The following is a 26,207-nucleotide window of genomic DNA, read 5'->3' as shown; positions in this document are numbered from 1 at the left end:
TTGGCAACGAACGCGCCGGTTCACGCCAGCGCGGCGCGTATGCCCTGTTCCCATTGCGAAGCCGAGGGTACGCCCTTGGCCCTGGCGATCGCGGCGCGCAGCTCCGGCAACAACGCCGATAACTCATCGGTATCGGCGCAACGTTCGATCTTGAGCTGCATGAAATAACCGCGCAGCCCGAGGTGCTGGCGCACCGCTTCGGACATCAATCCACTCAGCAGGCGATAGCGGCCCGCCATGTCGGACAACGCCGGCGGCGCGGCTGCCGACGACAGCGCATGCGACTGCGGCACGATCAGGCCAAGCCCCGCAAGCTGCGCCAGCGCGTCGTGCGGCGCATGCAGGCCGGTAGCGAGTTCGCGCAACTGGCCGACATCGCGCCGGCCATCGACCACCAGCAACATCGAGCGCAACGCTGGCGACAGCCTGCGCGCGCGCGTATCGATCTCATCACGACCGGCATCGGTCTTGATGTACACCTCGTCCGTTCGCATCTTCCCCTCCCCGGTACCGATGCGTGGCCGCGACGTCAGCCGCGGCGTTCGATCGGTACGTACTCGCGATCCTCCGGCCCGATGTAGTTCGCGCTGGGGCGAATGATCTTGCCGTCCTCGCGCTGTTCTATCACGTGCGCCGACCAGCCGGATGTGCGCGCGATCACGAACAGCGGGGTGAACAACGGCGTCGGCACGCCCATCATGTGGTAGCTCGACGCGCTGTACCAATCCAGGTTCGGGAACATCTTCTTCAGATCCATCATCAGCGTCTCGATGCGCTCGCTGACGTCGAACAGCACCTGGTTGCCGCCGTCCTGGCACAACTTGCGGCTGATGTCCTTGATGATCGGGTTGCGCGGGTCGCCGATGGTGTAGACCGGATGGCCGAAGCCGATCACGATCTCCTTGCGCTCCACGCGCGCACGGATGTCGGCTTCGGCTTCGTCGGCGCTGCCATAGCGCGAGATGATGTCCATCGCCACTTCGTTGGCGCCGCCGTGCTTCGGACCGCGCAGTGCACCGATCGCACCGGTAATGCAGGAATGCATGTCCGAGCCGGTGCCGGCGATCACGCGCGCGGTGAACGTGGACGCATTGAACTCGTGCTCGGCGTACAGCACCAGCGACTTGTCCATTGCATCGGCATGCAGCGTGCTCGGCGGCTCGCCATGCAGCAGGTGCAGGAAGTGTGCGGCGATGCTGTCGTCGTCGGTCTCCACGTCGATGCGGCGGCCGTTGCGGGTGAAATGCCACCAGTACAGCAGCATCGAACCGAAGCTGGCCATCAGCCGGTCGGCGATGTCGCGCGCTTCCGACGCGGGATGTCCTTCGCGTTCCGGCAGCACCGTGCCCAGCACCGAACAACCGGTGCGCATCACGTCCATCGGATGCGCATTGGCCGGTATCAGCTCCAGTGCCTCCTGCACGATCGCCGGCAGTCCACGCAGGCGCCTGAGCTTGAGCTTGTACGCGCGCAGCTGCGCCGCGGTTGGCAGCGCGCCATGCACCAGCAGGTGCGCGACTTCCTCGAACGTGGACTTCGTCGCCAGGTCGTTGATGTCATAGCCGCGGTAGTGCAGGTCGTTGCCACTGCGGCCAACGGTGCATAGCGCTGTGTTGCCGGCGGCGGTACCGCTCAGCGCGACGGATTTCTTGGCCTTGGGCAGGACTTGTTCACTCATGGCTTTTCCTTTGTCCGGGCTAGGTCTATTTCGTTGTCGTGGAACTCGTCTGGATGATCGACCGGGCAAGCATCGATCTCGCGGAAGCGACGCGTTGTGCCGCGTTCCAGTCCGTCGAGCACCCAGCAATCATCCAGGGTCGAGCAGTAGCACAGCTGGAATGCCACGCGTTCGGCGCGCGTGGCGAACGCATTGAAATCCTCGGGAGTTTCGAATTGTAGCTGGGTGATACGGTCGTCCGGCGACAGCACCGTGCCGTTGACGGTGGAGAACCAGGGGCGCTTGTTGAAATGCAGCCCGAGCGAAGCGAACACCTGGTCCCAGTTCCGTTGCGGCTTGCCGTCGACGTATACCTTGAACGAGCGGATGATCGCGGGGCCCACGCCCTTGTTCAGCACAACCAGCTCGCTCTTGCTGTTCGAAGACCCGAGCAGGACCAGCGGCCAGACCTGCGCGCGTACCTGTTGCCGCTGCAGGTAAGCCGTGTACGCGGATACGCTCAGCGCAAGCAGTCCTATCAGCGCGGCAATCACAGCGGTGACGCCATCCCAGTCCCGATTGGGTTTCGTCGCAGCAGTCTCCTGCGACATCGTCAATCCTTCGCCCTGCCGCCGGCGAACAACGCGTCCAGCTTGTCCTCATAGGCGTGATAGCCGAGGAAGTCGTAGAGTTCGGCGCGCGTCTGCAAGGTATCGACGATGTCCTTCTGCGTGCCTTCGCGGCGCACTGTCTCGTAGAAGTTCAACGCTGCCTTGTTCATTGCGCGATAGGCGCCGCAGCAGTACAGCGCGATGTCCACGTTGGCATCGCGCAGTTCCGTGGTGGTGAAGAACGGGGTCGATCCGAATTCGGTCAGGTTGGCGAGGATCGGTACCTTCACCGCGTTTTTGAACTTGCGATAGTCGTCGAGCGTCTTCATTGCTTCGGGGAAAATCATGTCGGCACCGGCCTCGACATAAGCCATCGCGCGGTCGATCGCCGCATCGATGCCTTCGACCGCAGCGGCATCGGTGCGCGCCATGATCACGAAACTCTCATCGGTACGCGCATCGACCGCCGACTTGACGCGATCGACCATTTCCTCCTTCGGTACCACTTCCTTGCCGGGACGATGGCCACAACGCTTCTGCCCGACCTGGTCCTCCAGATGCACGGCGGCGACGCCGACATTGATGAAGGAACGGATGGTGCGACCGATGTTGAACGCGCCGCCCCAGCCGGTGTCGATGTCGACGAGCAGCGGCATCTGTGTGGCATCGACGATACGACGCGCATCGGTCAGCACGTCTTCCATCGTGCTGATGCCGAGGTCCGGCACGCCCAGGGAATTGGCGGCGACACCGCCACCTGACAGATACAGCGCCTTGTAGCCGGTGCGTTTGGCCATCAGACCGGCGTAGGCGGTGATGGCGCCCATGACCTGCAGGGGAGATTCTTCGGCGACGGCGGCACGGAAGCGTGCGCCAGCGGAGGTTTGCGTGTTCATGGCGTCTCCAGGGGAAGACGTAATTTTAGCCGAGCCGGGCCGCCCCCGCCCGCCGACACAGGCGTCGCACCCGTTGACGCTTGGTAGCATGCGCAACCACACATCGGAGAAGGGACGTGCGCAAAGCCTGGTTGCTGGCCTGGTGCCTGCTCTGTTCTCCCCTCGCATCGGCCCAGGATGTGGCGTGGCCGTCGCTGCCTGTCGATTCCGCGACAGCGCTCGAAGCACAAATCCCCGCCCTGGCCAGACAAGTGCTGGCCGACTACAGCGATCCCGATCCCGAACGCGAGCAGACCCAGCGCATGCGCCTGCAGCTGGTCGCGGGCCGCTATCGAGAGGCGGTCGACACCATCCACGGTCTGCGCGAGCGCCGCGCCAGCATCGCACCGGCGCCGGCCACGACCTTGTTCCTGCAGTACGAGCTTTACGCAGACGCGAAGCTGCGTGGCGAAAGTTCGCTGTTGCCGGCGCTGCGCCGTGGCTTTGCGAAGCTCGATGATCGCGCTGCGGCGCAAGCCTTGCCGGCCTTCGGCGCGAACCTGCCACGCGCGCGGCAGGATCTGGACGCCGCGCTTGAGAAACAGCGCGGCAGGAACTCCATCCCGCAATCCGACGCGCTGGAACTGGTGCGCCTCTACTTGTTTCATCAGGTCTATGCCGAGCTGCTTCCGCAGATGCCAACGTTCAGCGCCGAGGACGAAACACGGCGCTACGAGATCGAACGCGACATCGTGGTTCCCGGCGCCGATGTCGCGAGCCTGCGCGGCCTCGTGGTGCGCTCGAAATCAGTGCGCAGCCCACAACCCGTGCTGCTGGGTTTCACCATCTACGCCAACGACGACTGGTCGCTGTCCGACGCCAAGGCCGCCGCCGCGCACGGCTACGTGGGCGTAGTCGTATATAGCCGCGGCAAGGCAGGCAGCCCGGGGCCGGTCGCGCCTTATGAGCACGACGGCGTCGATGCTGCGGCGGCTATCGCCTGGATCGCACGCCAGCCATGGTGCGACGGGCGCGTGGGCATGTACGGCAACAGCTACAACAGCTTCACACAATGGGCCGCGGCCAAGCATCGACCGCCAGCGCTGAAAGCGATGATGACCTCCGCCTCCACGGCGCCGGGCGTCGACGTGCCGATGCAGGGCAACATCTTCGTCAACTTCATCTATCCCTGGCCGCTGTGGACCGCGAGCAACGCCACGCTGGACGGTGATACTTATGGCGACCAGGCGCGCTGGCAGCGGCTGGATCGCAACTGGTACGAGAGCGGCCGCGCCTACCGCGATCTGCCCCGGATCGATGGTGCGCCGAATCCGATCTTCTCGCGCTGGCTGCAGCATCCGGATTACGACGCCTACTGGCAGGCGATGACGCCGCAGGGCGAGGAATTCGCGCGCATCGACATTCCGGTGCTCGCAGTGACCGGGTATTTCGACGGTGCACGGGTCGGAGTGCAGCACTACTACGACGAACATCTGCGCCATCGCCCGGATGCAGACCACACCCTGCTTATCGGCCCATGGGCGCATTTTGCGATGCAGACCGGCGTCGCCCGCGTCGTCGAAGGCTACCAGGTCGATCCGTCGGCAATGATCGATCTGCCCGAACTGCGCTACCAATGGTTCGACCACGTGTTTCGCGGCGCGCCCAGGCCCGCACCCTTGCGCGACCGGGTCAACTACGAGGTGATGGGCGCGGATGTCTGGAAGCACGCTCCATCGATCGAGGCCATGGCGAACGAGCGTTTGCGCCTGCACCTGCAGCCCGCCGGCGCGGTAGCCGAGGGCATTCTCGCCGAGGCCTCTTCGCGGCGCCGCGAATTCAGCGCGCAGGCCGTGGATTTTTCCGATCGCAGCGACATCGACTGGAGTGTGCCTGCCGAGTCGCTGCTCGACAAACTGGATCCACACGGTGGCCTGGTCTTCGCTAGCGAACCGTTCGCAGCGCCGACCGAATTGAGCGGCCTGTTTTCCGGTCGGCTGGATTTCATCACCAACAAGCGCGACATGGACCTGACCTTGTCGCTGTTCGAGCGCATGGCCGATGGTCGTCATCTGCTGCTGGCCTGGCACATGGGCCGTGCCAGTTACGCGAAGGATCGCAATCGCCGCGAACTGCTCGATCCGGGCAAGCGCCAGACGCTGGACTTCCGCAGCGAACGACTGGTCAGTCGTCAGCTGCAGGCCGGCAGCCGTCTGGTGCTCGTGCTCGCGGTGAACAAACAGCGCGACCTGCAGATCAATTACGGCAGCGGCAAGGACGTCAGCGACGAAACCGTCGCTGACGCGACCGAACCGATGCGTTTGCGCTGGCACGGCAACAGCTACATCGACGTGCCGCTGATGCGCTAAGGAAAAAGGCGGCCGAAGCCGCCTTTTCCCGAGTTGCGATCACGCGAACGGCTCAGCCCAGCAGGTGGGCCACGCCGGCACGCTCTTCCTCGAGTTCGGCCAGGGTCTTGTCCATCGCGGCGCGACTGAACGCGTCGACTTCCAGGCCTTCGACGCGGGTGTATTCGCCGTTGGCGGTGATCACCGGCACGCCGTACATCACGCCTTCCGGAATGCCATAGCTGCCGTCTGACGGCACGCCCATCGTCACCCACTTGCCGTTGCTGCCCAGCACCCAGTCGCGGATATGGTCGATCGCGGCATTGGCGGCCGAGGCAGCCGACGACAGGCCGCGCGCTTCGATGATCGCCGCGCCGCGCTTGCCGACCTTCGGGATGAACTCGTTGGCGTTCCAGTCGGCGTCGTTGATCTTGTCCTTCAGCGACTGGCCGTTGACCGTGGCGAAGCGGTAATCGGGGTACATGGTCGGGCTGTGGTTGCCCCACACCACCAGCTTCTCGATGTCGCCCACGGCCACGCCGGCCTTGTTGGCCAGCTGCGACAGCGCGCGGTTGTGATCCAGGCGCAGCATCGCGGTGAAGTTCTTAGCCGGCAGGTCCGGCGCCGACTTCATCGCGATGTAGGCGTTGGTGTTGGCCGGGTTGCCGACCACCAGCACCTTCACGTCGCGCGAGGCGACCTTGTTCAGCGCGGCGCCCTGGGCGGTGAAGATCTTGGCATTTTCAAGCAGCAGGTCCTTGCGCTCCATGCCCGGGCCGCGCGGACGCGCGCCAACCAGCAGGGCGATGTCTGCGTCCTTGAATGCGACTTCGGCGTCATCGGTGCCGACCATGCCGGCCAGCAGCGGGAACGCACAATCCTCCAGCTCCATCATCACGCCCTTGAGCGCGGCCTGGGCCTTCTCCATCGGCAGCTCGAGCAGCTGCAGGATGACCGGCTGGTCCTTGCCGAGCATTTCGCCGGAGGCGATGCGGAACAGCAGCGAGTAGCCGATCTGGCCGGCAGCGCCGGTGACGGCAACACGGACGGGAGTTTTCTGGCTTGCGTTCACGATAAGTCCTTCACTTGAAATTTGATTGCTAGTAGACGCGATAGCCCAGCGGTGTCAGTTTTTCCTGCAGCTGGGCGGTGTTGTAGCCGCGCACCACGTGCTGGCCGATGATCGTCACCGGAACGCTGTGCGTGCCCAGCGCCTGGGCCGCGCGATCGCCTTCGGGCGTGTCGACATCGAACACGCGATAACGCACGTTGGCGCGTTCGAAATCCCGCTGCTGTTTGCGGCAGTAACCGCACCATTCCGCCGCCAGCATCACGATGCGTTGGTCGCCCGTTTCCAGGCGCGGATCGCCGGGCTTCAGCTCCGGCGCCCTGTCGCGATTCCACAGCGACCATGCGCCACCGGCGATACCGATCAGCAACAGGAACCAGACTGCACGCATGGCGACCTGTCCGTTCGTCAGGTGAGTTCCGCGAAGAATTCCTGGAGGCGTTGCAGGCCCGGCGCCAGCTGCGGCGTCGGGCAGGTGTAGCTGATGCGCAGCGCGCGCGGCTCACCGAACGCCGAGCCCGGCACGCAGGCCACGCCCTTGGCATCAAGCAGCGCGTTGCAGAAGTCGATATCGTTTTCGATCTTCTTGCTGTTGTGCGACTTGCCGAACGCGACACTGATGTCCGGGAACGCGTAGAACGCACCCTGCGGCCTCGGACAGACCACGCCGGGGATCGCATCCAGCACCGCCATTACCTGGTCGCGCTTGCCCTGGAATTCGATGTTCTTCTGCTGCGGCACGTCCTGCGGGCCGGTCAGCGCGGCGATGGCGGCAGCAGTGACGACTTCCGGCAGGTTGGTGATGTGGTTGGAGTTCATCGTGGTGACCGCCTTGGCGACCACTTCCGGACCTGCCATGAAGCCTACGCGCCAGCCCGGCATGCCATAGGTCTTGGACAGCGAATCGATGAAGATCACGCGATCGCGCAGTTCCGGGCGCGCATGCACGAAGTTGTAGTACTCCAGACCGTCGAACAGCATGCGGTTGTAGATGTCGTCGGTGATCACCCAGGTATCCGGATGCTTCACCAACACTTCGGCCAGCGCGGTGATCTCGTCCTTGTCGTAGACCATGCCGGTCGGGTTGGACGGGTTATTGAACAGGAACACCTTCGGCTTCTGCGCCAGCGCTTCATCGAGCTGCGCCGGCGTCATCTTGTAGTTCTGTTCGGCGGGGCACGGCAGCAGCAGCGACTTGGCGCCGACGATATCGGCGATATCCAGGTAGCTGGTCCAGTACGGCGTCGGAAACGCGATCGTGTCGCCTTCGTCGAGCAACGCTTCGGCGAGGTTGTAGATCACGTGCTTGGCGCCGACACCGGTGGCGCAGTTGGCGCGCGTGTAGCCGGTCAGGCCGATCTGTTCGATGTGCTTGAGGAAGGCGTCCAGCAGCGCATCCGCGCCACGGTTGCTGCCGTACTGGCCACTGTCCTTGGCCAGCGCGTCGCGCGCGGCGGCATAGACGTGTTCGCCGGGCAGGAAGTTGGGGACGCCGATCGAAAAACTGATGATGTCACGGCCTTCGGCCTTGAGTTGCTTGGCCTTTTCGGCGACCAGCATGATCGCGCTGGGCTTGGCGCGGCCGATGCGCCGGGCGAGCTGAAGCATCGCGGAACCTCGATGGGATTCGACGGAAAACCTGCAGGCGCAGGCGTGGGAGGAGCCGGAAAATTTTAGCACGACGACCGGCTCCAACGCCGCAGAACGCTGCGTGCCGGGCTCTCGCCCGGGCGTTGTCGAAGGTGTCGGCCCGCTTTTTTGGCTTTCAGCTTTGCTCTGGGCTCGACATACCCTGGACTGCGCATCTTCACAGACCCGGAGGGCGGCGGCCATGGATGGCCGCCGTTTTCCGACCGAGCCATGGATGGCGAGTCGGAAAATCGCGAGCCACTACCCACTTGCCGGATTGACTTGTCGGGGAGGGGCCTTCTCTTTGGTTACTTTCTCTTGGCCCTTCAAGAGAAAGTGACCCGGACGCGCAGCGGGCGGAAGCTCTGGGTTTGCAGCAAGAGCAGCGGGACAAGCTCCGCCCTACAAAGCTAAAGTCGCCGGGTAACGGCTTGGAGGAGCGGCTACAGCAACAGCACGCTCGCTGCGCTCGCACCCCTCACCTGCCCTGCGGGCATCCTCTCCCCGCACGCGGGGAGAGGAACAACTCCGATCAGGCGGCGAGGATCTTGTTCCAGTCCGCCACGCGGTCAGCCTTGGCCGCCAGCGCCGCATCGACGTCGCCCTCGATCGTGACCGACTTGATGCCATCGCCCTGCTGCACCTTGTCGACCACCTCGATGCCTTCGATCACCTTGCCGAACACGGTGTGCTTGCCATCCAGCCACGGCGTGGCGATGTGGGTGATGAAGAACTGGCTGCCGTTGGTGTTGGGGCCGGCGTTGGCCATCGACAGCACGCCACGCTCGTGGGCAACGCCGTTGCCGGTCTCGTCCTCGAACTTGTAGCCCGGGCCGCCGGTGCCGGTGCCCTGCGGGCAGCCGCCCTGGATCATGAAGTCGGCGATCACGCGGTGGAAGTTGAGGCCGTTGTAGAAGCCGCGCTGGGCCAGGTTGACGAAATTGGCCACGGTCAGCGGCGCCTTGGCGGGGTACAGCTCGACCTTGATCGGGCCGCGGTCGGTTTCGAAGGTGGCGATGAGGCTCATGGATCTGCTCCAGTGGGGGGTGGATCGGGCTTGGAATCCCGGGAAATATCCGCAGCGGTAAACGTCGGTTCACCTTGCCGCCCGGAAATCGCGCCGGCGGCTGAACCGGCGTCAAAATCGGCGCGTCAGCCCGCTATAATAGCCGGCTTCCCCAACCGACCATTGCGCCCTGCCCTCAAAAGCATCCCCGGCGCGCCCCTCGTCATGTCCATTGAACGCCTGCGCAATATCGCCATCGTCGCCCACGTCGACCACGGCAAGACCACCCTCGTCGACTGCCTCCTGAAGCAGTCCGGCACCTTCAACGAGCGCACCGTGCTGGCTGAACGGGTGATGGACAGCAACGACCAGGAAAAGGAACGTGGCATCACGATCCTGTCCAAGAACACCGCCATCACCTGGCAGGGCAACCGCATCAATATCGTCGACACCCCGGGCCACGCCGACTTCGGTGGCGAGGTCGAGCGCGTGCTGTCGATGGTCGACTCGGTGCTGATCCTGGTCGACGCGATGGACGGGCCGATGCCGCAGACCCGCTTCGTGACGCAGAAGGCGTTCGCGATGGGCTTCAAGCCGATCGTCGTGGTCAACAAGATCGACCGCCCGGGCGCGCGCCCGGACTGGGTGATCGACCAGGTGTTCGACCTGTTCGACAAGCTCGGCGCGACCAACGAGCAGCTCGACTTCCCGATCGTCTACGCCTCGGCGCTGCACGGCTACGCCAGCCTGGACGACAGCGCGCGCGACGGCGACATGACCCCGCTGTACGAGGCGATCATGAAATACGTCCCGGCGCCGACGGTGGATCCGGACGGCCCGTTCCAAATGCGCATCAGCCAGCTGGACTACAACAACTTCGTCGGCCTGATCGGCGTCGGCCGGATCCAGCGCGGCAAGGTACGCACCAACATGCCGGTCAGCGTGGTCGACCGCCACGGCAAGAAGCGCCAGGGCAAGGTGCTGCAGGTGCTCGGCTTCATGGGCCTGGAGCGCGTCGAGGTCGAGGAAGCCGAAGCCGGCGACATCGTCGCCATCTCCGGCGTCGCCGACCTCAGCATCTCCGACACGGTCTGCGCGCTGGATACGCCGGAAGCGCTGGAAGCCCTGACCGTCGACGAGCCGACCATCTCGATGACCTTCCAGGTCAACAACTCGCCGTTCGCAGGCAGCAAGGAACACAGCGGCGGCAAGTTCATCACCAGCCGCCAGATCCGCGAGCGCCTGGAGCGCGAAGTGCTGCACAACGTGGCGCTGAAGGTCGAGGAAGGCTCGGATCCGGACAAGTTCCTCGTTTCCGGTCGTGGCGAACTGCACCTGTCGGTGCTGATCGAGAACATGCGCCGCGAAGGCTTCGAGCTGGCCGTGTCGCGCCCGGAAGTCATCATCAAGGAAATCGACGGCAAGCTGATGGAGCCGATCGAGCAGCTGGTGGTCGACATCGAGGAGCAGCACCAGGGCGGCGTCATGGAAAAGCTGGGCGTCCGCAAGGGCCAGCTGAAGAACATGGAATCCGATGGCAAGGGACGCGTGCGTCTGGACTACATGATCCCGGCCCGCGGCCTGATCGGGTTCCAGAACGAGTTCCGCACCCTGACCCAGGGCTCGGGCCTGCTGTTCCACGTGTTCGACCATTACGGCCCGAAGGAAGTCGGTGCGATCGCCAAGCGCCAGAATGGCGTGATGATCGCCAATGCCCCAGGCGTGACGCCGGCCTACTCGCTCGGGCCGCTGGAAGTGCGTGGCAAGCTGTTCGCGGCCGAAGGCGACAACGTGTACGAAGGCCAGCTGATTGGCATCCACTCCAAGGACAACGACCTGACGGTCAATGCCATCAAGACCAAGCCGCTGACCAACATGCGCGCTTCGGGCAAGGATGACGCGATCAAGCTGACCCCGGCGATCAAGTACACGCTGGAACAGGCGCTGGATTTCATCGAGGACGACGAGCTGGTCGAAGTCACCCCGAAGGAAATCCGCCTGCGCAAGAAGCACCTCACCGAAAGCGATCGCAAGCGCGCCTCGCGCGCCGCCTGATCGCGACGCGATCTTCCGGCTCGTGACAAGCCCGGAATGACAGGTTCGGCACGACATCCGTGCCGGGCCTGCGATGACATGAAACCCGATGCCGCCTACAACCCGGATCCGCACGCTCATCCGGGGCTGCACGCCGTGGCCGTGGTCGAAGCCGTCAAGGGCACGCTCGCGATACTGGCGGCAACCGGCCTGGAGATACTGGGTCCTGCACCGCTGCAGCACGCGATCGAACTGCTGATCGCACGTTTCCAGCTCGGACCCGCGCACGGCGCGATGGCCTGGCTGGCCAGCGCGATCAATCCAGGTTCATTGCACCTCGCAGCCGCGGCGGTGTTGTTCTACGGCATCGTCCACCTGGTCGAAGCCTGGGGCTTGTGGCGCGCCAAGGCGTGGGCTTCCTGGCTGGGTTGCCTGACGGCCGCCGCCTACCTGCCATTCGATGTCTATGCCTTGTTCCGCCATCGCGGATGGTTGTCGCTGGTGATCGTGGCGATCAACCTGCTGGTGGTGTGGGTGCTGGCCCGGGACCTGTTGAAGCGTCGGCGCTGAACCCTCCTTGCCACGCGCCTGCGGCCGAGTGATGCTGCGCCCCTGCCGCGCCTGCCTGCGGCCACGGGGGAACTGCAATGTCGCACCGAACGCTGATCGCGCTTCCGCTTGCCGCCACGCTGATCCTGGCCGCGTGCGAGCGCACCACGACCGCTCCCGCGCCGGAGCCATCAGCGACGCACGACGCCAGCAAGCAGGCTGGTGTTGCTCCTGAACCGGCCGCGTTCGCGTATGACGAAGCCGATGTCGCCGGGCTGCAATCGCGCATGGAAAAAGGCGAACTGAGCAGCCATGCCCTGACGCAGGCGTACCTGGATCGCATCGCCGCGATCGACGACGCCGGTCCGCGGCTCAACGCGGTGATCGAGATCAATCCCGACGCGCTGAAGGAAGCCGACGCGCGCGATGCCGAACGCAAGGCCGGCCGGTTGCGCGGCACGCTGCATGGCATCCCGGTGCTGTTGAAGGACAACATCGACGCCACGCCGATGGTCAATTCGGCGGGCTCGCTGGCGCTGGCCAATCATCGCCCCGCGCATGACGCCTTCCTGGTGCAGCGCCTGCGCGAAGCCGGCGCGGTGATCCTTGGCAAGACCAATCTCAGCGAATGGGCCAACATCCGCTCGACGCGCTCGACGTCCGGATGGAGCGCACGTGGTGGGCAGACCAGGAATCCCTACGCGCTCGACCGTAGTCCCTGCGGCTCCAGTTCCGGCACCGGCAGCGCGATCGCCGCCAACCTCGCCACGGTCGGCATCGGCACCGAGACCGACGGCAGCATTCTCTGCCCGGCAGCGGTCGCCGGACTGGTCGGCATCAAGCCGACGGTCGGACTGGTCAGCCGCAGCGGCATCATCCCGATTTCGCACAGCCAGGACACCGCCGGCCCGATGGCGCGCAGCGTCGCCGATGCCGCCGCGCTGCTGGCCGCGATTTCGGGGCGCGACGATGCCGATGTCGCCACGCAGGACAGCGTCGGCCACGCGATCTTCGATTACCGCCCGCACCTGAAAGCCGATGGCCTGAAAGGCGCGCGCATCGGCGTAGTGCGCAAACTGATGGGCTACCAGCCCGATGTCGACGCGGCCACGGAACGGGCGATCGCGGCGATGAAAGCTGCCGGCGCGGAAATCGTGGATGCGGAAATCCCGACGCTGGGCCAGTGGAACGACGCCGAGTTCGAAGTGCTGAAATACGAACTCAAGGCCGATCTCGAAAGCTATCTGGCCAGGAGCAATGCCCCGGTCAAGACCCTGGCCGAAGTGATCGAATTCAACCGGCGCAATGCCTCGGCCGAAATGCCCTGGTTCGCGCAGGAGATCTTCGAACAGGCGCAGGCCAAGGGTCCGCTGACCGATGCTGCCTACATCGAGGCACGCTCCAAGGCGCGCAGGCTGGCGGGTCCCGAGGGACTGGACGCCGCGCTGCAGGCGCAGCAGCTCGACGCGCTGATCGCGCCATCGATGTCGCCTGCGTGGGTGACGGACCTGATCACTGGCGATCATTTCACCGGCGCGGGCTATGGCATCGCCGCCGTCGCCGGTACGCCCAGCGTCACCGTGCCGATGGGTGACAGCCATGGCCTGCCGCTGGGCATCACCTTCATGGGGCCGGCCTGGAGCGAACCGCGCCTGATCGAACTGGCCTACTCCTTCGAGCAGGCGACGAAGGCGCGCAAGCCGCCGAAGTTCCTGCCAAGCGTGACGCCGACCGGCGAGAGTGCGAAGGCGACGAAATAAGCGATCGCACTTACGCGTCCGCATTCCTCTTCCGCATCGGAGAGGAAGTCTCCAGCAGCTTCATCGGCAGGTCATTCGCTGACTTCGATGCGGGCGATCCTGCCGCCATCTCCGCTTGCCCAACCGACATTGCCGCTCAGGTCGACGGCGTCGTAGCTGATGTCGGACAAGGCTTGCCACACCTTGCCATTCCAGCTGTCGACGCCAGCGGGGCCGACGACGACACAGAACCCGCCATTGCAGCCGGCACCAGAGCGGTAGGCGCGCGGCGCCGGCAGTTCGACGAGCCGCAAGCCCGATGAATCCTCAGGCTCGAGCAGGGCGGCGATGCCGGCCTGCTCGACGTGCTCGTAATCACCGCCGACCAGCAGCATGCGCGCGCCGGAACCGAAGGCCGTGGCAGAGAAATAGCCACGGCTCGGCGCAGCCGACAATCCGGCAGCATTCGTTGCCAACCACGGCGCGCCGCTCCTGTTCGCGACATGGGCACGGGCGCGGCTACCTCCCGTGATCACCGCAAGCTTGCCTTCGCCCGCCGCGATGCAGGTGCCGCTGGCCGCGAACGCCGCCTCGTCCTGGTCGGCTTTCGGGCCATCCGGCAGCAGGCGCCAGTTCCTGCCGGCGTCGTTGCTGCCGTAGATCTGGAAACGTCCCTCGACCGGATCGCCCATCATCCAGCCCTGGTCGTCGTCGAACGTCATGCAATCGAGGAACGCGCGCGGGTCCTTGTTCTGCAGCGCGAGCTGCCACGACCTGCCGCCATCCTCGGTGCGATAGACCCGCGACGCCTCGCCCGGGCCGATGCTCAGCACGACGGCGGTATCGGCATCGAAGCCTTCGACGTCGCGGAAATCAAGTTCATCCGCATCCGGCACCTTGATCACCTGCCAATGCTTGCCGCCATCGACCGTGCGCAGCACTGTGCCTTCGCGACCACTGGCCCAGGCGACGTCGTCGCTGACCGCGGAAATGCCGCGCAACCGCACTTCGACGCCGCTATCCTGCGGCAAGATGCGGACTTCCGCGCCTGCGGCATTCGCCGCGAGCAGCATCGCGGCCGCGATGAGGATTCGAGTCGGGGACATGGCGCGCTCCGGAGGGAATCGCGCGAGCCTAGCACGCCGAAATCACTTGCCTACGCAGCGGTGCTTGCTCCGCCCTACGAAGAAAGAGGATCCGATCAGGCCGACGCTGGCTTCGCGATCTGTGCCTGCTTGCGCACGATCAGCATCGCCGTTTCCAGCGCCTGTTCGTAGTTCAGGCGTGGATCGACGGTCGAGCGATAGGCGCGTTCCAGGTCCGCATCGGTCAGGTCGCGGGCGCCACCAGTGCATTCGGTGACGTCTTCTCCGGTCAGTTCCAGGTGCACGCCGCCCAAGCGCGTGCCGGCGGCGGCATGCAGGTCGAAGGACTGTTCGACCTCGCTGCGGATGTTGGCGAAGCGACGTGTCTTGTAGCCATTGCTGGTGCTCTCGGTGTTGCCATGCATCGGATCGCAGATCCACAGCACGCGGCGGCCGTCGCGCTTCACCGCATCCAGCAGCGCCGGCAGCTTGTCGGCGATGTGCGCGGCGCCCATGCGGTGGATCAGGCTCAGGCGGCCCGGCTCGTCATCCGGGTTCAGCACGTCGATCAGTTTCAACAGCTGGTCCGGCGTCACCGACGGACCGATCTTCACCGCGACCGGGTTGCGGATGCCGCGGAAATATTCCACGTGCGCGCCATCGAGCGCCGCAGTGCGCATGCCGATCCACGGGAAATGCGTGCTCAGGTTGAACCAGCCCCATTGCCGCGGCACCTGCCGCGTCTGCGCTTCCTCGTACGGCAGCAGCAGGGCTTCATGCGAGGTGTAGAAGTCGACGCGATTGATGTTGTGCACCGATTCGCCGGACAGCGTTTCCATGAATCGCACCGCATCGCCGATGCTGGATACCATGCGGTGATATTCGTCCGCCAGCGGTGAATGCCCCACCCAGCCCAGGCTCCAGTATTCGGGATGATGCAGGTCGGCGAAACCACCGTCGATCAGCGAGCGGACGAAGTTCATCGTCATCGCCGAACGCGCGTGCGCCTTGATCATGCGGCGCGGGTCGGGCGTGCGCGCTTCGGCCGTGAAATCCGGGGCATTGATGATGTCGCCGCGGTAACTGGGCAAGGTCTGCCCGCCGCGGGTTTCGGTGTCGGTCGAACGCGGCTTCGCATACTGGCCGGCGAAACGGCCGACGCGCACCACCGGCAGGCGCAGTCCGTGCACCAGCACCAGGCTCATCTGCAGCAGCACCTTGAGCCGGTTGGAGATCACTTCCGAACTGCAATCGCTGAAGTTTTCCGCGCAGTCACCACCCTGCAACAAGAAGCGCTTGCCCTCCTGTGCTTCCGCCAGGCAATGCTTCAACGACATGATTTCCCACGAGGTCACCAGTGGCGGCAAGGCGGCCAGTTCACGCTGCACGGTGGCCAGCGCGCCCTGGTCCGGATAGCTCGGCTGCTGCACGGCGACGCGTTCGCGCCAGCCTTGCGGCGCCCAGTCGGCGGGAAGATTCACGGGATGCAGGTTGCGGTCGGGAGTGGCCATGGCTCGGGGATCGTTGCTGCGTTGCACCAACGCATCATCGCCCCGGAACGTGGTCGCCGCAACCGTTACCGGCGCAACAGTTCAGCGCCGAAAGGACGCCCAAAGCGCCCAGCACGCGAGCAGCACGAACCAGAGCAGGCTCCATGCCGGCATCGACAGGCCGAGGAAACTCCAGTCGACCTTGGCGCATTCGCCCGAACCGGTCAGCACCTTGCGCACGACGTCGGTGAATGCGTTGGTTTCCATCATGAAGGCCAGCGGCGGTCCGCACGAAGGCACCTGATCGGCAGGCAGGTGCGTCAACCAGACATGGCGTCCGGCGATGGCCATGCCCACGCCCGCCGCCAACAGCGCCAGCACGCCGTAGCCGCGTCGTCCGCCCGCACTGCGCGGCGCATGCAGACCGCCGACCAGGAACACGATGCCCAATGCGGCGAATGCGACCCGCTGGAAAATGCACAGCGGGCACGGTTCCAGGCCCATGTGGAACTGCGAATACAGGGCGAAGGCGATCAGTGCGGCGCAGACGGCAAAGCCGGCCAGACAGGCGGAACGGAACGAGAGTCGGTTCATGGCGGGCAACATAGCAAATGGGCCTTATCGCGCAAGCGGCAAACCACAGACCGGCTCATGGGATGAAAGTTGCGTTCCCGCGCGCTTCCCTCTGCTGTCATCCCGAGCCCAGCGAGGGACCTGTTGTTTCGCAGATTGCGGCACGAGCACCGGATCCGCCGCTTCACCCCTGCATGAAACAAAAACCCCGGCTCGTGGCCGGGGTTTTCGGTAACTCGTGACGGCGGGGCTTACTCAGCCGCAGCCGCGGGGCGATCGACCAGTTCGACATATGCCATCGGCGCATTGTCGCCGGCGCGGAAGCCGCACTTGAGGATGCGCAGGTAACCACCCGGGCGGGCGGCGTAGCGCGGGCCCAGCACGGTGAACAGCGTGCCGACCGCTTCCTTGTCGCGCAGGCGCGAGAACGCCAGGCGGCGATTGGCAACGCCGTCTTTCTTGGCCAGGGTGATCAGCGGCTCCGCCACGCGGCGCAGCTCCTTGGCCTTGGGCAGCGTGGTGCGGATCAGTTCGTGCTTGATCAGCGAAGCGGCCATGTTGGTGAACATCGCATCGCGGTGTGCGCTGGTGCGACTGAATTTGCGTCCGGCTTTTTTGTGGCGCATGACTGTGATTCCTGATGAATGTTGATGCGTTGGACTTCGTTGTCGCCTTCATGGCGCTGGAGCATCGGACTGCGGTTGGTCCTGGCCGGCCGTTCCTTGACCGGCGAGTCGCGGGCTTGGCCCGTCGACGTGTGTTGCGATGTTGCGTTTGTTTTTACTTCGTCGCACTGCACCCAAAGGGGTGCGAAATCAGCTCGAATGAATCAACCAGCTACTGGTTTGAAGCCGCGGCCCTGCGCAGCGCGCCGGGCGTTCGCCCAAGCGCGCGGCAATGCCGCGCAAGCTGCTTGGGCTCACCCCATCATGCCGTGCTGCGAGATGCCGGCCGGCGGCCAGTTCTCGAGCTTCATGCCCAGCGACAAACCGCGCTGCGCCAGCACTTCCTTGATCTCGGTCAGCGACTTCTTGCCCAGGTTCGGGGTCTTGAGCAGCTCGACCTCGGTCTTCTGGATCAGATCGCCGATGTAGTAGATGCTCTCGGCCTTGAGGCAGTTGGCCGAACGCACGGTCAGCTCGAGGTCGTCGATCGGGCGCAGCAGCACCGGATCCACGCCCGTGGCGACCGGCTTGGCGGCGCCGCGCTCGCGGTGGGTGAAGTCGCCGAACACGCTCAGCTGGTCGGTGAGGATGTCGGCGGCGGTGCGCACGGCTTCCTCGGCATCGATCGTGCCGTTGGTCTCGATGTCCAGCACCAGCTTGTCCAGGTCGGTGCGCTGCTCGACGCGCGCGGATTCGACCGCGTAGGCGACGCGGCGGACCGGCGAGAACGAGGCGTCCAGCATCAGGCGACCGATGGTGCGGGTTTCCTCATCCGGACGACGGCGCGTGGTGGCCGGCTGGTAGCCGAAGCCGCGCTCGATCTTCAAGCGCATGTTCAGCGACGTGTCCTTGGTCAGGTGGCAGATCACGTGGTCGGGATTGAGGATCTCGACGTTGTGGTCGACCTTGATGTCACCCGCGGTGACCACGCCGGGTTCCTGCTTGCTCAGGCTCAGGGTGGCGTTGTCGCCGGTGCCCATGCGGATGGCCACGTCCTTGAGGTTGAGCAGCACTTCCAGCACGTCTTCCTGCAGGCCTTCGATCGTGCTGTACTCGTGCAGCACGCCGTCGATCTCGACCTCGGTGATCGCGAAGCCGGGGATCGAGGACAGCAGCACGCGACGCAGCGCGTTGCCGAGGGTGTGGCCATAGCCGCGCTCCAGCGGTTCGATCACGACCTTCGCGCGATTGTCGGCGAGGCGTTCGATCTGCGGACCACGCGGGCGCAAAACCTGGTTGGCGGTAACCGTCATGTTGTAGCGTCTCCTGCTGTAACCGGCGGTCATGAGGCGCCGGTCTTCTGCTCTTGGAGCCCCCCCGGACCGGGAGGGCGGCCAGTGCGCGCGGCGCATTGGCCAGGGGTGTGGAGGCAGTGCCGCGACCTTCGGTGGCGGCACGCTTCCAACTCGTGTTGCGTATTACTTCGAGTACAACTCGACGATCAGTGCTTCGTTGATGTCCGCCGGCAGGTCGGCGCGATCCGGGACTGCCTTGAACACGCCGCTGAACTTCTTGGAATCGACCTCGACCCAGGAAGGCGACAGGTCCATCGTCGACGAGACGGTCAGCGCTTCCTGCACGCGCAACTGCTTCTGCGCACGCTCGGACAGGGCGATCGCATCGCCGGCCTTGACCTGGTACGAAGGCAGGTTGACCGGCTTGCCGTTGACCGTGACGCCACGGTGCGACACCAGCTGGCGCGCGGCCGGACGGGTGACGGCGAAACCCATGCGGTAGATCACGTTGTCCAGGCGGGTCTCGAGCAACTGCAGCAGGTTCTCGCCGGTGTTGCCCTTCTTGGTCGAGGCCTTCTTGTAGTAGTTGCGGAACTGACGCTCCAGCAGACCGTAGATGCGCTTGACCTTCTGCTTCTCGCGCAGCTGGGTGGCGTAGTCGGAGAGCTTGCCCTTGCGCGCGGTGGCGCCGTGCTGGCCGGGCTTCTGCTCCAGCTTGCACTTGGAGTCCAGCGCACGCGCCGGGCTCTTGAGGGACAGGTCGGCGCCTTCACGGCGCGCGAGCTTGCAGGTGGGACCGATGTAACGTGCCATTGTCTGATCGCTCCCTTAGACGCGACGCTTTTTCGGCGGACGGCACCCGTTGTGCGGGATCGGCGTCACGTCGATGATGTTGATGATCTTGTAGCCGACGTTGTTCAACGAACGAACGGCCGATTCGCGTCCCGGGCCCGGGCCCTTGATGCGCACTTCCAGCGACTTCACGCCGTAGTCGAGCGCGGCCTTGCCGGCCTTCTCGGCGGCGACCTGCGCTGCGAACGGGGTCGACTTGCGCGAACCGCGGAAACCCGCGCCGCCCGAAGTCGCCCACGACAGGGCATTGCCCTGGCGGTCGGTGATGGTGACGATGGTGTTGTTGAAAGAAGCGTGCACATGCGCGATGCCGTCGGTGACGACGCGCTTGATCTTCTTCTTGGTCTTGGCTGCTGCCGGCTTGGCCATGTTCGAAATCCTCGATTACTTCTTGATGGCCTTGCGCGGGCCCTTGCGGGTACGTGCATTGGTCCGGGTGCGCTGGCCACGCAGCGGCAGGCCGCGGCGATGGCGCAGGCCGCGATAGCAGGCCAGATCCATCAGGCGCTTGATGGCGATGCCGACCTCGCGGCGCAGGTCGCCCTCGACCACGTACTTGCCGACTTCGGCGCGCAGGCGCTCGACTTCCGGCTCGGACAGGTCGCGGATCTTGGTCGTCAGCGTGACGCCGGCGTCCGAGCAGACCTTCTTCGAACGGGTACGGCCGATGCCGTAGATGCTTTGAAGCCCGACCCAGACATGCTTCTGGGCAGGCAGGTTGACACCTGCAATACGCGCCATGCGCGGATCTCCAACTGGTTAGCGGCCGGGCGGCAAAGCCCGACGGAATGTGGCACTTGGATAAGTGAACTGGAAATTCTAACAGGGTCTCGGGTTACTAGGAAGCCCACGGATGCCCAGCATCCGCCAGCCCGGCATGGGGAGTGTGCCCATGCTCCGGCGACGAGCCCGTGCCTGGACGGAAAACCCTGGATCGGGCCTCCCGCCGCCCCGCGCCACTCAAGCGCAGGGACTGGCACCGGCTCACCCGCGCGCGAGACCGCCGCGCGAGTCGCCCATCTTTGGATCAGGACCGCCCTGGCAGGCCGGCCTTGGATCCCTTGAGATTCGCCTTCTTCAACAGGCTCTCGTACTGATGGGACATCAGATGAGCCTGGATCTGCGCGATGAAGTCCATTACCACCACGACCACGATCAGCAGCGAGGTACCGCCAAAATAGAACGAGGTACCCATCTGGGTCCGCATCAGCTCGGGCAACAGGCAGACCAGCACCATGTAGGCGGCGCCTGCGGCGGTGAGCCGGGTCAGCACGCCGTCAATGTAGTCGGCGGTGGCCTTGCCGGGACGGATGCCCGGAATCAGCGCCCCCGACTTCTTCAGGTTGTCGGCGGTTTCCTGCGAATTGAATACCAGCGCGGTATAGAAGAACGAGAACCCGACTATCAGTGCCGCGAACAGGATCAGATGCAGCGGCTCGCCCGGGTTCAGCGACTGGGTCAGCTTCTGCAACCAGGTGGCCGAACTGGCCTGGCTGAACCAGGTCGATGCGGTCGCGGGGAACATGATGATCGACGAGGCGAAGATCGCCGGGATCACGCCCGACATGTTGAGCTTCAGCGGCAGGAACGAGCTCTGGTTCATGTATGCGCTGCGGCCACCCTGGCGGCGCGCGTAATTGACCGTCACCCGGCGCTGGCCACGCTCGACGAACACCACGAAGTAGGTGAACAGCAGCACGATTCCGAGGATCGCGATCACCACCAGGGTGCTCATCTCGCCGTTGCGCACTTGCTCCAGCGTGCCCAGCACCGCGCCCGGCAGGCCGGCCACGATGCCCGCGAAGATGATCAGCGACACGCCGTTGCCGACGCCGCGCTCGGTCATCTGCTCACCGAGCCACATCAGGAACATGGTGCCGGCGGTCAGCGCGATCACCGCGGTCAGCACGAAACCCGGACCGGGGTTGTAGACCACCGGGATGCCATTGCTGGCGCCGGAGTTCTGCAGCGCAATGGCGATGCCGGCGGCCTGGAACACCGCCAGCGGCACCGCGCCCATGCGCGACCACTGGGTGATCTTGCGCCGGCCCGACTCGCCTTCCTTCTGGATCGCCTTCAGGCTCGGGAAGATCTGCGCGCACAGCTGCACGATGATCGACGACGAGATGTAGGGGACCACGTTCAGCGCGAACAGGCTGAAGCGCGCCAGGGCGCCACCGGAGAACATGTTGAACATGTCCACGATGGTGCCTTCCTGCGCTTCCATCAGCTGCAGCATGGCATCCGGGTTGACGCCCGGCACCGGGATGAAGCAGCCGACGCGGTAGACGATCAGCGCGCCGACCACGAACAGCAGGCGCTGGCGCAACTCGGTGAACTTGCCGAGACCACCGCCGATGCCAGCCGTTGCGTTGCTGCTGCGCGCCATTCGTTGCTTACTCCTCGACCTTGCCGCCGGCCGCTTCGATCGCCGCCTTGGCGCCTGCAGTTGTCTTGATGCCCTTCAGCACCAGCTTGCGGCCGATCTCGCCCTTGTTGACGATCTTGGCGTGCTTGGCGTTGCTCGGCACCAGCTTGGCGGCGCGCAATGCGGCGAAGTCGACTGTGTCGCCTTCGATCAGCGCGAGCTTGTACAGCATGACCTCGGCCGTGTCGTTCTTCAGCTTGGAGCGGAAGCCGACCTTGGGCAGGCGCATGTGCATCGGCATCTGGCCGCCTTCGAAGCCGGCCTTGATCTTGCCCTTGCCCGAACGCGCGAACGAACCCTTGTGGCCGCGACCTGCGGTCTTGCCGAGGCCCGAACCGATGCCACGACCGACGCGGGTGCGTTCCTGGCGTGCGCCGTCTGCCGGCTTGAGTGTATTGAGACGCATGATGATTACTCCTCGACCTGTACCAGGTAATGCACCTTGTTGATCAGGCCACGCACCTGCGGGCTGTCTTTCAGCTCGCGGACGTCGTTCAACTTGTTGAGGCCGAGCGCGCGCACCGACAAGCGGTGACGCGACTGCGTGCCACGCAGGCCCTTGACCAGGCGCACCTTGACGGTGCCGCCGGCGACGGTTTCCTTCTTCTTAGCCATGGTGCAGATCCTCCACCTTCTTGCCGCGCTTGGCCGCGATCTTGGCCGGCGAGTGCATCTCGGTAAGGCCGCGCAGGGTCGCGCGCACCAGGTTGATCGGATTGCGCGAACCCACGGCCTTGGCCAGCACGTTCTTGACGCCGACCGCTTCCAGCACGGCGCGCATCGCGCCGCCGGCGATCACGCCGGTACCTTCGGAGGCCGGCTGCATGAACACGTTCGCCGCGCCGTGGCGCGACTTGACCACGTGCCACAACGTGCCGTTGTTCAGGTCGACGTTGACCATGGTCTTGCGCGCGGATTCCATCGACTTCTGGATCGCGACCGGCACTTCGCGCGCCTTGCCGTAACCGAAGCCGACCTTGCCGTTGCCGTCGCCAACCACCGTCAGTGCGGTGAAGGTGAACTGGCGGCCGCCCTTGACGGTCTTGCTGACGCGGTTGACCGCGACCAGCTTCTCGACCATGCCATCGTCGACCTCTTCGCGGTTGCGGTCGCGATCACGACCCCGCTGCTCACGTTGCTCTGCCATCTCGGTTTACCTGTTCGATTAGGGAAATTTGCGGCTTGGCCGCTTGTAGTTGTGGTGTGGATCGGATGTTTCGGCGTGCCGGGAACCCGGCGCGTCGCCCGATGCAAAGCCGCATCGGCGGTGAGCGAAACCCAGGCGTGGGGACGAACCCGCACGCCTTCAAGCCTTAGAACTGCAGGCCGCCTTCGCGGGCAGCATCGGCCAGCGCCTTGATGCGACCGTGGTAGCGGTAGCCCGAGCGGTCGAACGCGACCTTCTCGATGCCCGCCGCCCTGGCGCGCTCGGCGATGACGCGGCCGACCTTGGCGGCAGCTTCCGAATTCTTGCCGCTCTTCAGGCCGTCCTTGACGTCGGCCTGGGTGGTCGACGCCGAAGCGAGCACCTGCGCGCCGTCGGCGGTGAACAGCTGTGCGTACAGATGCTGGCCGGTGCGCAGCACCGACAGGCGCGGCACGTTCAGGTTGCGGATGTGCGCACGGGTGGACTTGGCGCGACGCAGGCGGGCAATTTTCTTTTTCATGGTCTTGTGTCCTCGGAAAGCTGAAAGCGCACTTACGCCTTCTTGGCTTCCTTGCGAATGATGTTCTCGCCGGCGTACTTCACGCCCTTGCCCTTGTACGGCTCCGGCGGACGGAAACCGCGGATCTTGGCGGCGACTTCACCGACGCGCTGCTTGTCGGCGCCGCTGACCACGATCTCGGTCTGGGTCGGGGTGGCGATGCTGATGCCGTCCGGGGTCTTGAACAGCACCGGGTGCGAGAAGCCCAGCGACAGGTTCAGGTCCTTGCCCTGCATCGCGGCACGGTAACCGACGCCGACCAGCTCGAGCTTGCGCTCGAAGCCTTCCGACACGCCCTTCACCATGTTGGCGAGGATGGCGCGCAGGGTGCCGGTCATCGGGATCAACTCGACGTTGTCGGTCGACAACAGCGCATGGCCGTCTTCGATCTTGATTTCGACGCCGGCCGGCTTGGCGATCGACAGCGTGCCCTTGGCACCCTTGACGCTGATGCTCTCGGACTGGATGTTGAGGTCGACGCCCTTGGGCAGGGCGACTGGCTTCTTGGCTACGCGGGACATGGTCGATTCTCCCCTTATGCCACGAAGCACAGGACTTCACCGCCGACGCCCTGCTGGCGCGCCTGCGAGTCGGTCATGATGCCCTTGGACGTGGAAATGATGGCGACGCCGAGTCCGCCCAGCACCTTCGGAAGCGCGTCCTTGCCACGGTAGTGGCGCAGGCCCGAGCGCGACACGCGCTGCAGCTTCTCGATGACCGGCTTGCCCTCGTAGTACTTCAGCACGATCTCGAGTTCGGCCTTGCCGCCGCCGAGGTCGGTCACGCGCGATTCGCCGATGTAGCCTTCGTCCTTGAGGACGTTGGCGATCGCGACCTTGGTCTTGGACGACGGCATCTTCACCGTCGGCTTGCCCACAGCAGCCGCATTCTTGATGCGGACCAGCATGTCGGCGATGGGATCAGTCATGCTCATTGAGTATTACCTTTGAGTGCACCGATATCCGTGGATACGGGTATTGATTGGGTGATTCGTGATTCGTGATTCGTGATTCGTGATTCGTGATTCGTGAAAAGCCGATTGCTTTTACCAATCACCGATCACGTCCCACCAACCACGGTTTACCAGGAGGCCTTGCGCAGGCCGGGAACGTCACCGTTCATGGTGGCCTTGCGCAGCATGTTGCGGCCCAGGCCGAACTTGCGATACACGCCACGCGGACGACCCGACAGCTCGCAGCGGTTGCGCTGACGGCTGGGCGACGAATCGCGCGGCAGCTTCTGCAGCTTCACCGCCGCTTCCATCTTCTCTTCGTAGGACGCGTTGGTGCTGGAGATGGTCTTCTTCAGCGCCTCGCGTCGGGCGGCGAACTTCTTCGCCAGTTTCGCGCGCTTGGCGTCGCGGTTGACCATGCTGGTCTTTGCCATTTCGGATTCCTCGCGAGGCTTAGCGGAACGGGAAGCGGAAGGCTTCGAGCAATGCCTTGGCTTCTTCGTTGGATTTTGCGGTGGTGGTGATGGCGATATCCATGCCGCGGATCGCGTCGACCTGGTCGAAGTCGATTTCCGGGAAGATGATCTGTTCCTTCACGCCCATGTTGAAGTTGCCGCGACCGTCGAACGAACGAGCCGACACGCCGCGGAAGTCGCGCACCCGCGGCAGCGACACGTTGATCAGGCGGTCCAGGAACTCGTACATCTTGGCGCGGCGCAACGTGACCTTGGCACCGATCGGCCAGCCGTCACGGATCTTGAACGAAGCCACCGACACGCGCGACTTGGTGGTCACCGGCTTCTGGCCGGCGATCTTGGCCATGTCGGCAACGGCGTTCTCGAGGATCTTCTTGTTGGCCGCAGCCTCGCCCACGCCCATATTCAGCGTGATCTTGGTGATGCGGGGCACTTGCATCGGATTGGTGTAGCCGAAGCGCTTCATCAGCGCGGGCATCACTTCTTCTTTGTAGATTTTTTCAAGACGGGTGGTCATTACTGCATTCCTCAGGCGTCGATCGCCTCACCGCTGGAGCGGAACACGCGCAATTTGCGTCCATCCTCCAGCACCTTGGTTTTGATGCGCTCGCCCTTGCCGCTGGCAGAGTTGAACAGCATCACGTTTGAAACGTGGATCGGCGCTTCGCGTTCGATCACGCCGCCTGGCTGGTTGGCCTGCGGGTTCGGCTTGGTGTGGCGCTTGACGATGTTGATGTTGGACACGACGACCTTGTCGCCGCTGACCTGCACCACATCACCACGCTTGCCCTTGTCCTTGCCGGCGATGACCACGACGTGGTCGCCTTTCTTGATTCGGTTCATGTCTGTTCCTCCGCTCAGAGCACTTCGGGTGCGAGCGAGACGATCTTCATGAACTTCTCGGAGCGCAGTTCGCGCGTCACCGGCCCGAAGATGCGGGTACCGATCGGTTCATGCTTGTTGTTGAGCAGCACGGCGGCATTGCCGTCGAAGCGGATCAGCGAACCATCGGCACGGCGCACGCCCTTGCGGGTACGCACCACGACGGCGTCGTAGACCTCGCCCTTCTTGACCTTGCCGCGCGGGATCGCGTCCTTGATCGACACCTTGATGATGTCGCCGATGTGCGCGTACCGGCGCTTGGAGCCGCCGAGCACCTTGATGCACATCACTTCCTTGGCGCCTGAATTGTCGGCCACGTCGAGGTGGCTCTGCATCTGGATCATGG

At 64.6% G+C, this 26,207-nt stretch carries 31 protein-coding genes; 4 read left to right on the top strand and 27 right to left on the bottom strand.

Going from position 1 to position 26,207, the window contains the following annotated elements; all coding sequences use genetic code 11:
• Window positions 1–20 precede the first annotated feature (20 nt).
• The 4 genes from IP90_RS12785 to prpB are packed head-to-tail and all read right to left on the bottom strand — an operon-like array spanning window position 21 to window position 3,164.
• On the bottom strand, window positions 21–494 hold the full coding sequence (locus tag IP90_RS12785; RefSeq protein WP_144900044.1) for a hypothetical protein: 474 nt from the start codon (window positions 492–494) through the stop codon (window positions 21–23).
• Between the two features lie 35 nt (window positions 495–529).
• Entirely contained in the window at window positions 530–1,678 is a 1,149-nt protein-coding gene (gene prpC / locus IP90_RS12780; RefSeq protein ID WP_144900043.1) for a bifunctional 2-methylcitrate synthase/citrate synthase, read from the bottom strand.
• Window positions 1,675–2,268: a hypothetical protein gene (locus IP90_RS12775; protein ID WP_144900042.1), complete on the bottom strand. Its 594-nt coding sequence runs from the start codon at window positions 2,266–2,268 to the stop codon at window positions 1,675–1,677. The genes prpC and IP90_RS12775 overlap by 4 nt, the downstream gene beginning before the upstream one ends.
• A 2-nt stretch (window positions 2,269–2,270) precedes the next feature.
• Window positions 2,271–3,164, bottom strand: coding sequence for a methylisocitrate lyase (gene prpB, locus IP90_RS12770; protein ID WP_144900041.1), 894 nt, complete (start codon window positions 3,162–3,164; stop codon window positions 2,271–2,273).
• A gap of 116 nt (window positions 3,165–3,280) precedes the next feature.
• Between prpB and IP90_RS12765 the strand changes: the two genes are divergently transcribed.
• A complete protein-coding gene (locus IP90_RS12765) occupies window positions 3,281–5,512 on the top strand; it encodes a CocE/NonD family hydrolase (RefSeq protein WP_144900040.1) in 2,232 nt (743 codons plus the stop codon).
• A gap of 52 nt (window positions 5,513–5,564) precedes the next feature.
• On the opposite strand, the gene IP90_RS12760 is transcribed toward IP90_RS12765, so the two are convergent.
• From IP90_RS12760 to IP90_RS12745, 4 genes are all read right to left on the bottom strand, one after another.
• The gene (locus IP90_RS12760; RefSeq protein ID WP_144900039.1) at window positions 5,565–6,563 is read right to left on the bottom strand and encodes a malate dehydrogenase; all 999 of its coding nucleotides are present in this window, start codon (window positions 6,561–6,563) and stop codon (window positions 5,565–5,567) included.
• A 28-nt stretch (window positions 6,564–6,591) separates the two neighbouring features.
• On the bottom strand, window positions 6,592–6,951 hold the full coding sequence (locus IP90_RS12755) for a glutaredoxin family protein (RefSeq protein ID WP_144900038.1): 360 nt from the start codon (window positions 6,949–6,951) through the stop codon (window positions 6,592–6,594).
• A gap of 17 nt (window positions 6,952–6,968) precedes the next feature.
• Entirely contained in the window at window positions 6,969–8,168 is a 1,200-nt protein-coding gene (locus tag IP90_RS12750; RefSeq protein WP_144900037.1) for a pyridoxal phosphate-dependent aminotransferase, read from the bottom strand.
• 553 nt (window positions 8,169–8,721) lie between these two features.
• On the bottom strand, window positions 8,722–9,216 hold the full coding sequence (locus IP90_RS12745; protein ID WP_144900036.1) for a peptidylprolyl isomerase: 495 nt from the start codon (window positions 9,214–9,216) through the stop codon (window positions 8,722–8,724).
• Between the two features lie 204 nt (window positions 9,217–9,420).
• Between IP90_RS12745 and typA the strand changes: the two genes are divergently transcribed.
• The 3 genes from typA to IP90_RS12730 all read left to right on the top strand — a co-directional run bounded on the left by typA (window position 9,421) and on the right by IP90_RS12730 (window position 13,538).
• The gene (gene typA / locus IP90_RS12740; protein WP_144900035.1) at window positions 9,421–11,250 is read left to right on the top strand and encodes a translational GTPase TypA; all 1,830 of its coding nucleotides are present in this window, start codon (window positions 9,421–9,423) and stop codon (window positions 11,248–11,250) included.
• 78 nt (window positions 11,251–11,328) lie between these two features.
• The gene (locus tag IP90_RS12735) at window positions 11,329–11,799 is read left to right on the top strand and encodes a DUF2127 domain-containing protein (protein ID WP_144900034.1); all 471 of its coding nucleotides are present in this window, start codon (window positions 11,329–11,331) and stop codon (window positions 11,797–11,799) included.
• Window positions 11,800–11,876: 77 nt separating this feature from the next.
• Complete coding sequence (locus IP90_RS12730; RefSeq protein WP_144900033.1) at window positions 11,877–13,538, top strand: amidase; 1,662 nt, start codon at window positions 11,877–11,879, stop codon at window positions 13,536–13,538.
• Window positions 13,539–13,609: 71 nt separating this feature from the next.
• Here the strand turns inward: IP90_RS12730 and IP90_RS12725 are convergent, their stop codons facing one another.
• From IP90_RS12725 to rplN, 19 genes are all read right to left on the bottom strand, one after another.
• Complete coding sequence (locus tag IP90_RS12725) at window positions 13,610–14,623, bottom strand: WD40/YVTN/BNR-like repeat-containing protein (protein WP_144900032.1); 1,014 nt, start codon at window positions 14,621–14,623, stop codon at window positions 13,610–13,612.
• 95 nt (window positions 14,624–14,718) lie between these two features.
• Entirely contained in the window at window positions 14,719–16,113 is a 1,395-nt protein-coding gene (locus tag IP90_RS12720; protein WP_144900031.1) for a class II 3-deoxy-7-phosphoheptulonate synthase, read from the bottom strand.
• 81 nt (window positions 16,114–16,194) lie between these two features.
• On the bottom strand, window positions 16,195–16,686 hold the full coding sequence (locus tag IP90_RS12715) for a disulfide bond formation protein B (RefSeq protein ID WP_144900030.1): 492 nt from the start codon (window positions 16,684–16,686) through the stop codon (window positions 16,195–16,197).
• Between the two features lie 230 nt (window positions 16,687–16,916).
• Window positions 16,917–17,291: a 50S ribosomal protein L17 gene (rplQ, locus tag IP90_RS12710; protein ID WP_144900029.1), complete on the bottom strand. Its 375-nt coding sequence runs from the start codon at window positions 17,289–17,291 to the stop codon at window positions 16,917–16,919.
• Between the two features lie 293 nt (window positions 17,292–17,584).
• Window positions 17,585–18,583, bottom strand: coding sequence for a DNA-directed RNA polymerase subunit alpha (locus IP90_RS12705; RefSeq protein WP_144900028.1), 999 nt, complete (start codon window positions 18,581–18,583; stop codon window positions 17,585–17,587).
• A gap of 165 nt (window positions 18,584–18,748) precedes the next feature.
• Window positions 18,749–19,378, bottom strand: coding sequence for a 30S ribosomal protein S4 (rpsD, locus tag IP90_RS12700; protein ID WP_144900027.1), 630 nt, complete (start codon window positions 19,376–19,378; stop codon window positions 18,749–18,751).
• Window positions 19,379–19,393: 15 nt separating this feature from the next.
• Window positions 19,394–19,786, bottom strand: a complete 393-nt coding sequence (gene rpsK / locus IP90_RS12695) for a 30S ribosomal protein S11 (protein WP_144900026.1) — start codon at window positions 19,784–19,786, stop codon at window positions 19,394–19,396.
• A gap of 15 nt (window positions 19,787–19,801) precedes the next feature.
• Window positions 19,802–20,158 carry a 30S ribosomal protein S13 gene (gene rpsM / locus IP90_RS12690; protein ID WP_144900025.1) on the bottom strand — a complete coding sequence of 119 codons (357 nt, stop codon included), beginning with the start codon at window positions 20,156–20,158 and terminating at the stop codon, window positions 19,802–19,804.
• Between the two features lie 286 nt (window positions 20,159–20,444).
• Window positions 20,445–21,806, bottom strand: coding sequence for a preprotein translocase subunit SecY (gene secY, locus IP90_RS12685; RefSeq protein ID WP_144900024.1), 1,362 nt, complete (start codon window positions 21,804–21,806; stop codon window positions 20,445–20,447).
• 7 nt (window positions 21,807–21,813) lie between these two features.
• Window positions 21,814–22,257 (bottom strand): 50S ribosomal protein L15, encoded by a 444-nt coding sequence (gene rplO / locus IP90_RS12680; RefSeq protein ID WP_199753486.1) that lies wholly within the window; start codon window positions 22,255–22,257, stop codon window positions 21,814–21,816.
• The gene (rpmD, locus tag IP90_RS12675) at window positions 22,257–22,460 is read right to left on the bottom strand and encodes a 50S ribosomal protein L30 (RefSeq protein WP_144900022.1); all 204 of its coding nucleotides are present in this window, start codon (window positions 22,458–22,460) and stop codon (window positions 22,257–22,259) included. The genes rplO and rpmD overlap by 1 nt, the downstream gene beginning before the upstream one ends.
• A complete protein-coding gene (gene rpsE / locus IP90_RS12670) occupies window positions 22,453–22,992 on the bottom strand; it encodes a 30S ribosomal protein S5 (RefSeq protein WP_144900021.1) in 540 nt (179 codons plus the stop codon). The genes rpmD and rpsE overlap by 8 nt, the downstream gene beginning before the upstream one ends.
• A gap of 166 nt (window positions 22,993–23,158) precedes the next feature.
• A complete protein-coding gene (rplR, locus tag IP90_RS12665) occupies window positions 23,159–23,512 on the bottom strand; it encodes a 50S ribosomal protein L18 (protein WP_144900020.1) in 354 nt (117 codons plus the stop codon).
• A 32-nt stretch (window positions 23,513–23,544) separates the two neighbouring features.
• Window positions 23,545–24,072, bottom strand: a complete 528-nt coding sequence (rplF, locus tag IP90_RS12660) for a 50S ribosomal protein L6 (protein ID WP_144900019.1) — start codon at window positions 24,070–24,072, stop codon at window positions 23,545–23,547.
• A gap of 14 nt (window positions 24,073–24,086) precedes the next feature.
• On the bottom strand, window positions 24,087–24,485 hold the full coding sequence (gene rpsH, locus IP90_RS12655) for a 30S ribosomal protein S8 (RefSeq protein ID WP_144900018.1): 399 nt from the start codon (window positions 24,483–24,485) through the stop codon (window positions 24,087–24,089).
• Between the two features lie 146 nt (window positions 24,486–24,631).
• On the bottom strand, window positions 24,632–24,937 hold the full coding sequence (rpsN, locus tag IP90_RS12650) for a 30S ribosomal protein S14 (RefSeq protein ID WP_144900017.1): 306 nt from the start codon (window positions 24,935–24,937) through the stop codon (window positions 24,632–24,634).
• 19 nt (window positions 24,938–24,956) lie between these two features.
• Window positions 24,957–25,496: a 50S ribosomal protein L5 gene (rplE, locus tag IP90_RS12645; protein ID WP_144900016.1), complete on the bottom strand. Its 540-nt coding sequence runs from the start codon at window positions 25,494–25,496 to the stop codon at window positions 24,957–24,959.
• 11 nt (window positions 25,497–25,507) lie between these two features.
• Window positions 25,508–25,822: a 50S ribosomal protein L24 gene (rplX, locus tag IP90_RS12640; protein ID WP_144900015.1), complete on the bottom strand. Its 315-nt coding sequence runs from the start codon at window positions 25,820–25,822 to the stop codon at window positions 25,508–25,510.
• Window positions 25,823–25,836: 14 nt separating this feature from the next.
• A complete protein-coding gene (gene rplN, locus IP90_RS12635; RefSeq protein ID WP_137266186.1) occupies window positions 25,837–26,205 on the bottom strand; it encodes a 50S ribosomal protein L14 in 369 nt (122 codons plus the stop codon).
• Window positions 26,206–26,207 lie beyond the last annotated feature (2 nt).

Source organism: Luteimonas cucumeris (assembly GCF_007830035.1).
Taxonomy (GTDB): domain Bacteria; phylum Pseudomonadota; class Gammaproteobacteria; order Xanthomonadales; family Xanthomonadaceae; genus Luteimonas_C; species Luteimonas_C cucumeris.
The sequence above is the reverse complement of the archived record's forward strand: the minus strand, read 5'-3'. Positions and strand labels throughout refer to the sequence as shown.

Coding starts and splice junctions, on each gene's coding strand:
- rplE (WP_144900016.1), bottom strand. CDS start 25,496: ATGACCACCCGTCTTGAAAAAATCTACAAAGAAGAAGTGATGCCCGCG.
- rpsD (WP_144900027.1), bottom strand. CDS start 19,378: ATGGCACGTTACATCGGTCCCACCTGCAAGCTCGCGCGCCGTGAAGGC.
- IP90_RS12730 (WP_144900033.1), top strand. CDS start 11,877: ATGTCGCACCGAACGCTGATCGCGCTTCCGCTTGCCGCCACGCTGATC.
- rplQ (WP_144900029.1), bottom strand. CDS start 17,291: ATGCGCCACAAAAAAGCCGGACGCAAATTCAGTCGCACCAGCGCACAC.
- rpsM (WP_144900025.1), bottom strand. CDS start 20,158: ATGGCGCGTATTGCAGGTGTCAACCTGCCTGCCCAGAAGCATGTCTGG.
- IP90_RS12715 (WP_144900030.1), bottom strand. CDS start 16,686: ATGAACCGACTCTCGTTCCGTTCCGCCTGTCTGGCCGGCTTTGCCGTC.
- IP90_RS12785 (WP_144900044.1), bottom strand. CDS start 494: ATGCGAACGGACGAGGTGTACATCAAGACCGATGCCGGTCGTGATGAG.
- IP90_RS12705 (WP_144900028.1), bottom strand. CDS start 18,583: ATGACGGTTACCGCCAACCAGGTTTTGCGCCCGCGTGGTCCGCAGATC.
- typA (WP_144900035.1), top strand. CDS start 9,421: ATGTCCATTGAACGCCTGCGCAATATCGCCATCGTCGCCCACGTCGAC.
- rplX (WP_144900015.1), bottom strand. CDS start 25,822: ATGAACCGAATCAAGAAAGGCGACCACGTCGTGGTCATCGCCGGCAAG.
- IP90_RS12775 (WP_144900042.1), bottom strand. CDS start 2,268: ATGTCGCAGGAGACTGCTGCGACGAAACCCAATCGGGACTGGGATGGC.
- IP90_RS12720 (WP_144900031.1), bottom strand. CDS start 16,113: ATGGCCACTCCCGACCGCAACCTGCATCCCGTGAATCTTCCCGCCGAC.
- rplN (WP_137266186.1), bottom strand. CDS start 26,205: ATGATCCAGATGCAGAGCCACCTCGACGTGGCCGACAATTCAGGCGCC.
- IP90_RS12725 (WP_144900032.1), bottom strand. CDS start 14,623: ATGTCCCCGACTCGAATCCTCATCGCGGCCGCGATGCTGCTCGCGGCG.
- secY (WP_144900024.1), bottom strand. CDS start 21,806: ATGGCGCGCAGCAGCAACGCAACGGCTGGCATCGGCGGTGGTCTCGGC.
- IP90_RS12750 (WP_144900037.1), bottom strand. CDS start 8,168: ATGCTTCAGCTCGCCCGGCGCATCGGCCGCGCCAAGCCCAGCGCGATC.
- rpmD (WP_144900022.1), bottom strand. CDS start 22,460: ATGGCTAAGAAGAAGGAAACCGTCGCCGGCGGCACCGTCAAGGTGCGC.
- prpC (WP_144900043.1), bottom strand. CDS start 1,678: ATGAGTGAACAAGTCCTGCCCAAGGCCAAGAAATCCGTCGCGCTGAGC.
- IP90_RS12745 (WP_144900036.1), bottom strand. CDS start 9,216: ATGAGCCTCATCGCCACCTTCGAAACCGACCGCGGCCCGATCAAGGTC.
- rpsK (WP_144900026.1), bottom strand. CDS start 19,786: ATGGCCAAGCCGGCAGCAGCCAAGACCAAGAAGAAGATCAAGCGCGTC.
- rpsN (WP_144900017.1), bottom strand. CDS start 24,937: ATGGCAAAGACCAGCATGGTCAACCGCGACGCCAAGCGCGCGAAACTG.
- IP90_RS12735 (WP_144900034.1), top strand. CDS start 11,329: ATGAAACCCGATGCCGCCTACAACCCGGATCCGCACGCTCATCCGGGG.
- IP90_RS12755 (WP_144900038.1), bottom strand. CDS start 6,951: ATGCGTGCAGTCTGGTTCCTGTTGCTGATCGGTATCGCCGGTGGCGCA.
- rpsE (WP_144900021.1), bottom strand. CDS start 22,992: ATGGCAGAGCAACGTGAGCAGCGGGGTCGTGATCGCGACCGCAACCGC.
- prpB (WP_144900041.1), bottom strand. CDS start 3,164: ATGAACACGCAAACCTCCGCTGGCGCACGCTTCCGTGCCGCCGTCGCC.
- rpsH (WP_144900018.1), bottom strand. CDS start 24,485: ATGAGCATGACTGATCCCATCGCCGACATGCTGGTCCGCATCAAGAAT.
- rplF (WP_144900019.1), bottom strand. CDS start 24,072: ATGTCCCGCGTAGCCAAGAAGCCAGTCGCCCTGCCCAAGGGCGTCGAC.
- rplR (WP_144900020.1), bottom strand. CDS start 23,512: ATGAAAAAGAAAATTGCCCGCCTGCGTCGCGCCAAGTCCACCCGTGCG.